The sequence below is a fragment of the Coleofasciculus sp. E1-EBD-02 genome (assembly GCF_040218245.1).
GTDB lineage: Bacteria > Cyanobacteriota > Cyanobacteriia > Cyanobacteriales > Coleofasciculaceae > Coleofasciculus.
This window is the reverse complement of sequence record NZ_JAVJQN010000252.1, coordinates 47,757-54,029: the sequence shown is the minus strand read 5'-3', so window position 1 is coordinate 54,029 and position 6,273 is coordinate 47,757. Positions and strand designations below refer to the sequence as shown.

Genomic DNA, 6,273 nt, shown 5'->3' with positions numbered 1-6,273 from the left:
TGGTGTTCTGGAGACACTGAGAAGCAGGTTTCAGTTAGCGATGCTAGCTGGAAAAGACTTGGGCAGTTTACTGCCAAGAAAGTCCGGTTGTTGCAGCGAAGCACGGGGTTAATCGTTCGCCGCCAAGCGAAGTCGAAATGTCGTGCCTGCGACTGGATTGTCAAATCTCCCCTTGTTGGAAGGGTTGATTTGACCTCTATCCCTCTCCGGGTTGCTTCGCTGAACCCGGAGTCTCACGAGATATACGATGAATTCTGACTTATCGGTTCTGTCTCCTGAAAGGTTTCCCTTCAGTCTAGAGTGGCTACCGCCTCAAGCCTGCTTAGTCGGTGGTGCGGTACGAGATGCGTTGCTGGGGCGACAGGCTGACTATTTGGATTTGGACTTTGTGGTTCCCCATGACGCGGTGAAAGTCGCTCGTAAGCTGGCAAGTCATTACAAAGCTGGGTTTGTGGTGCTGGATGAAGCGCGACAGATTGCCAGAGTTGTTTTTGATACCGCCACCGTTGACATCGCTCAACAGGAAGGGGAAACCCTAGAGACTGACCTGTATCGACGTGATTTTACCATTAATGCGATCGCGTATAATCCCCAGACCCAGCAAATTATTGATCCGTTGCAGGGTGTAGCCGATTGTCGTGCAGGTATAATCCGCATGGTATCCCCGGCGAATCTCCAGGATGATCCCTTACGATTACTGCGGGCTTATCGCCAAGCCGCTCAACTGGGTTTTACGATAGAACCCACGACTCAATCAACAATTCGTCAATTGGCTCCCTTACTGGCAAACATAGCAGCCGAACGAGTACAAGTTGAATTAAACTACCTACTACAATCTCCGCAAGGAACACCTTGGCTTACCGCCGCTTGGCAGGATCAATTACTTCACCATTGGTTTCCTGATACAAAGGCTGATAACTTCACCCAAATCGCTGCAACGGATAACGCCGCGATTCTACTGGCTCAAATATGGCAGACATTAGCCAGCCAACTGAAAACCCCAGTCAGTGGCAAATCCTTATCGTGGTTAAGTTTAGCAAAATTGACGAACGTATTACCCTCTGAGGTTGAACCAGCAGAAGCCCAACTTTTACAGTTAAAATACAGCCGCGCCGAAATTCGGGCAGTGTTGATTATGATTCAATACTTACCCCAACTTTTATCTCATGTCACCTCGCCCATGAGTTTAAGAGAGCAGTATTTTTTCTTTCAAGCTGTCGGGTCAGTTTTTCCCGCTTTAGCGGTTCTAGCGGTTGCCGAAGGGGTATTGGTTGAGTCAATCGCTCCCTTAATCAATCGTTATTTAAACCCAGAGAATCAAGTCGCTCATCCGACTCCCTTAGTCAAGGGTCATGATTTGATGCAACAGTTAAAGTTACCACCGAGTCCTCAAATTGGCGAGTTACTAACAGAGATTCAAATTGCCAGGATTGAAGGCAAAGTTTCGACTCGTGACGAGGCGTTAGAATTTGCCACTCAGCGACTTCTATAGATTAGGACACGATGGTATCGTGTCCCTACCGAATCAATTAAGCTGTTCGGCATTTAAACCTTAATGTCAATAATGACGAAAGGATGGTAGTGCGTTAAGCGAAGCCATGCCGCAGGCTTTGCATCTTGCTCGCTACTAATACCCAATTTAAATGCATGACAGCTTATCCCTAAGCTGCGGTAGGCTTGTAGTAGGGAACCTTAGCCCTATATTCTATAGCAACCGCCACGCCAATTAAATCGGGCGCACGTCGGTGCGCCCCTACAGTGTTGGGATATAAGCGTTATCCACTATATTAGTTGTGCTACGCCATTTCCCTTTTTTCCTAACTGACTAACTTTAAACCGTGATGCCGTTCGCTATCTTCCTCAACCGTATTTTGAACAGCATACTGATTTGACTGTAGCGCCTGCCGCATGGAGATAATCTGTGCCATCATTTGTTCGAGTTGATGGTCTATTCTCTCAACTTCTGAGGTTGTTGGCGATGACGGTTGTGTATCTTGGGCTGGGGTATTACCGAAGACAGCTTGAGCTGATGCTAAGGATACGGCTAGTGCTTGCATCGAGTTGACTTGAGCAGAGGTAATCGGTTGCTCGCTAATAACCTGCGGTTCCATCTGCGGCTGCGCCTCAATCACATCTACTGGTGCTGAATTCGCTTGAGACGATATCTGTTCCTCTAATGCGGTTTGCAACGATACTTCTTCTATCTCTGGAGTGTCTTGCTCCATCGCGTTTACGGGTGCAGGTGTCTGAGTGTCTTGATTTACTGTTGTACTGGTTAATTCTGTCGCCTGTTTATCCAACCAGTTTTGTAGCCCAGACGCATCTAACTGAGATTGTGAGCTTCTGATGTTATCGAGCAGTTTTTGCTTTTCGTCTAAAGTCTGGGCTAACTTGGCAAGTTTTTGTTCAACGACAGCCGATTTCCGATTTGACTGTTGCCACCCCATCATGGCTACACTTGTGAGTCCCACACCTGCGCTCAGTAAACCCGCTACCCCTAGATACTGAGGAGCAAAGTCTTTCAATTCGCCAAAAAAAAGCGGTTCTTCTTGAACTTGAACCGTCACGGGTTTGGAACCGAATAGATTGAGGGGTAGAGTCAAGGTTGCAAATACTGCTGCTGAAAGTGCTACGGGTGTAAGAATGAATTTGATGGCAGTTGCACTGGTTGTCATTGGTAGTTCCCTCTAAAAGTTACCTGCGTTTGTGGTGATACTCAAGGTGTATCAGCCGTTTTCAACGGTTTTGCAGATTACCCCTGTTTATGAATTAACGGCTCTAACCCCGAAAGGAGTATGAAGTTGTAGCGCACCTGATCTTCAAGAGCAATTCATTGGAGCCGTTTAAAGTTCATCGGATAGATGAAGGCTTTATGTACTTGAGTTGATTTTGCTCTCTCTTTTATTTAATTTAATATAATTTTCGTCAATTGCATATAAAGCTTTTATGAAGAATTTTTTCAGGGTATAAATACCCAATGAATTTATTTTCACCGAGAGAAAATTTCATGATGTTTTTCTCGGAAACCCGCCCTGACGCCACTGGGCAGGTTTAGTCATATCTGGGTGCAGCAAGAAAGGATAGTAATCAAACCCGCCCCGACAACACTTATGACTTGATCGGGTAAGGAAAGTTGCCGCAATTGTTGATTTATCTTAACGGCTGCGGCTAATCCAGACTTCATCGCACTTTCAATTAAATTATTCCCACACCAATCGCCACAACATACAAGGGGTAAGGGTGTAGTTGTCACCAGACAATCTTTATCGGCGGGAGTTCTGGGAAAGGCGTAGCGCCAGCGATGGATTTGGAACCAATCCGGAGTCTTGAGCCAAGGAACGAGCAATTGCGCCCCATGAGTGAGTAACTGTTGACCCGCTTCCTGTAAATCGGCAGCCTCTAGATAATGTTGAGCAAACTCAGCCGTACTATGAAGCACACATATTAATGAAGTCGAATCAGACCGTTTGCTGCTATCTACACCAATCCAGGCTAAATTATCATCGGGTGAACAGTTGATCGAGCCTGACGTTAATGGCGGTTGCTGGGGACTGGAATAACCCGCCATGATACTCAAACAGGGGTTAAATTTCACTGCCCGTAGACTCTCTAATAAATTAGAGGAGAACTCTTTTTCTAAGGGTTCCAGCACTGTTAATCCTTGGGGGGCGGGAATCGCCATAACCACGGCGGCGGTGGTTAAGTTGTTGTCAGTTTCCTCAGGTGTATGATAGGTAATCTGCCAGGTTTGTTCAGGAGTAGGCGCGATCGCACAGACGCGGCAGGAGAAGCGGATATCTAAATTCTGAGCCAGATATTTGGCAATAGCTGTCATACCTGTGGGGGCGACATACCGAGGAGAGGGACATTCAGACTCATCTTGATTATCTGTCCAACGATGAAGAATGCCGCGATCGCACAATGTCTGAATCAGTTGCTGGGATAACTTGCCCTTCGCCTCTAGAAACGGCACACCATGATCCACAGGAATTCCCTGAATCCGCCGAGTTGCCACTCGCCCACCCACGCCACGAGACTTTTCTAAGACAACGACTCGATACCCAGCTTGGTACAATTGTTGAGCGCAGGTTAGTCCTGCCATACCTGCACCGATAATCGCAATATCAAACACTACAGATTCTCCTGTCCGGTTGGTAGTTAGTATACAGGTAGAATAGAGAACAGTAGGGCTTATAGGGGTTGGAGGGAATACCATTGGATGAACTCAGAAGCGCCTTAGAACTGGCAACGGAAGACGAATTACAACAACTGACACAAATTTTGTTCCGTCGTCAGTTTAATCCCCTAGACTATCTGCAAACCCCTGAACCTATCGACGTTCAAAGTCAAGATCGGCAGGTGTGGTTGGATACTCTAGAGCAACGGTTTCGCTTTTTAGCCGCTGATGGAATGACGGTGCTTAAGGGGCGCACGAACGACTTCACGTACCGACAAGCGCTGATTCAGGTGTGCCGTTACCTGAAGATTCCTTATTCCAAAAAACTATCCACCACCGATCTGGAAGCAGAAATATTTCTTAATCTGATGAGTCGCGCTTGGAAAAAATTACCCCCAGCGGAACAAAAATCGCTTACTGTGCGGGTACAGCGCTCATTAGCCCAGTCGAATCAATCCCAACCGTTACCCGCACATATCCAGCACAACCCGATGGATTTGTTGATTAAAGGGGGTTCGGCGTTAGCTGTGTCTTCGATTGTCAAGCCGATTATTCTTAAACAGGTAGCGCGTCAGTTTGCCATCCATTTTGCCCGTTATCAAGTGGCAAAACAAGCGGCGGTTCAGGGAGGTGCAGCAGCAGCGACTCAGTTTCAGAATTACCTGGTGCTGCAAACTGCGAAGCGGGGAATGGCAGCGAATGCAGCGCGTTATGGGGCAACTCGCACTTTATTTGCCTTTGTCGGACCCGTATTGTGGGGCTATTTCTTCGCCGACTTAGGCTGGCGTGCGATCGCGACAAATTATGGTCGGATTATTCCCACTATCCTAGCATTAGCCCAAATTCGCCTACTGCGGAGCGAGTGTTGGGAACCGGTGTAGCCTCGTTGTCCGATTAATGCCAATATTTTTAGGGGAGTTGAGACGTTAGCTGGGCGGTTAAAAACCACAGCTACCCGAACAAAACCGTTCGTAGTTGCGCTTCAGCGCGATCGCATTCCGTTGAGGAGGAAAACAATATCACACATTCTGTAGGGGCGCATAGACGTGCGCCCTAATCGAAGCAACAAAACTACTGGGGTAACAAATAGAATTTAACCAGCGATAAGGATAGGATAAATAAATACGTTGAACCGATTAAACCCATGGCAACAACCACTGAATATAAGTACATCCAGCTTAATGATCAAGGTGCGCCTATCCTAACAGGGACAACGATGAAAGTTATTGAGTTAGTCATGGCACAAATGGCTTACGGTTGGAGTGCGGACGAATTGCAGGTTCAGCATCCCTACTTGTCGATGAGCCAAATTTACTCAGCATTGGCTTACTATTGGGATCATAAACAAGCCATTGATGCTGAAATAGAGGAAAGTCTGCGCTGGGCAAAACAGGTAAAAAAGGAAGCTGGAGTCTCTCCTGTGGCGGTTAAATTGAGAGCAAAAGGATTACTGGTGTGACTGTAGCGTTCTATATGGACGAACATGTGCATAAAGCGATTAGTGAAGGGTTGCGTCGGCGTGGGGTGGATGTTTTAACGGTTCAGGATGATGACCGACGGAACACACCCGATGATATTTTACTAGATCGGGCGATGGAACTGGGGCGGGTCATGTTTTCCCAAGACAGAGATTTATTGATAGAAGCACAACGTCGTCAGGTAGAAGGAATACCGTTTGCTGGCGTTATTTATGCTCATCAGTTGTTGGTTACGATTGGTATTTGTGTGCGTGATCTAGAATTAATTGCTAAAGCGACTGATTTAGAGGATTATACTAACCAAGTGGAATATTTACCGTTGTGAGAGTTGGTAGAATGCGATCGCACCGTTCGTAGTTGCGCTTCAGCGCGATCGCATCCCGTTGATGGGGATAACAATATCACAATCCCGTAGCACCGACGTGCGTCCTAACCGAGCACCGACGTGCGCCCTAACCGAAAAAAAGCTGGGCGGTTAGAAACCGCAGCTACACAAACAAAACCCGCCTGCGCGGGTTAAAATACACCTGCGATCGCATTCCGTTAACGAGGACAACACTATCACAATCCCGTAGGGGCGCACCGACGTGCGCCCTAATCGAAGTATAGCCGGGAAAT

6 protein-coding genes and 1 pseudogene are annotated in these 6,273 nt (G+C 47.2%); 5 read left to right on the top strand and 2 right to left on the bottom strand.

The window, feature by feature from the left end; translation table 11 throughout:
- Together RIC07_RS36910 and RIC07_RS36905 are read left to right on the top strand one after the other, a co-directional pair.
- A pseudogene (locus RIC07_RS36910) lies at positions 1-258 on the top strand (RRXRR domain-containing protein); the annotation flags it as partial.
- Positions 248-1,492, top strand: a complete 1,245-nt coding sequence (locus tag RIC07_RS36905; RefSeq protein ID WP_446398842.1) for a CCA tRNA nucleotidyltransferase — start codon at positions 248-250, stop codon at positions 1,490-1,492. The pseudogene RIC07_RS36910 and the gene RIC07_RS36905, both read left to right, overlap by 11 nt.
- A gap of 325 nt (positions 1,493-1,817) precedes the next feature.
- On the opposite strand, the gene RIC07_RS36900 is transcribed toward RIC07_RS36905, so the two are convergent.
- A complete protein-coding gene (locus RIC07_RS36900) occupies positions 1,818-2,675 on the bottom strand; it encodes a hypothetical protein (RefSeq protein ID WP_446398841.1) in 858 nt (285 codons plus the stop codon).
- Between the two features lie 380 nt (positions 2,676-3,055).
- Positions 3,056-4,132 carry an NAD(P)/FAD-dependent oxidoreductase gene (locus tag RIC07_RS36895; protein WP_446398840.1) on the bottom strand — a complete coding sequence of 359 codons (1,077 nt, stop codon included), beginning with the start codon at positions 4,130-4,132 and terminating at the stop codon, positions 3,056-3,058.
- 83 nt (positions 4,133-4,215) lie between these two features.
- Between RIC07_RS36895 and RIC07_RS36890 the strand changes: the two genes are divergently transcribed.
- From RIC07_RS36890 to RIC07_RS36880, 3 genes are all read left to right on the top strand, one after another.
- The gene (locus RIC07_RS36890) at positions 4,216-5,058 is read left to right on the top strand and encodes a YaaW family protein (protein ID WP_006098602.1); all 843 of its coding nucleotides are present in this window, start codon (positions 4,216-4,218) and stop codon (positions 5,056-5,058) included.
- A 263-nt stretch (positions 5,059-5,321) separates the two neighbouring features.
- Positions 5,322-5,636, top strand: a complete 315-nt coding sequence (locus RIC07_RS36885) for a DUF433 domain-containing protein (RefSeq protein WP_446398839.1) — start codon at positions 5,322-5,324, stop codon at positions 5,634-5,636.
- Positions 5,633-5,980, top strand: coding sequence for a DUF5615 family PIN-like protein (locus tag RIC07_RS36880; RefSeq protein ID WP_446398838.1), 348 nt, complete (start codon positions 5,633-5,635; stop codon positions 5,978-5,980). Before RIC07_RS36885 ends, RIC07_RS36880 begins: the two co-directional genes overlap by 4 nt.
- Positions 5,981-6,273 lie beyond the last annotated feature (293 nt).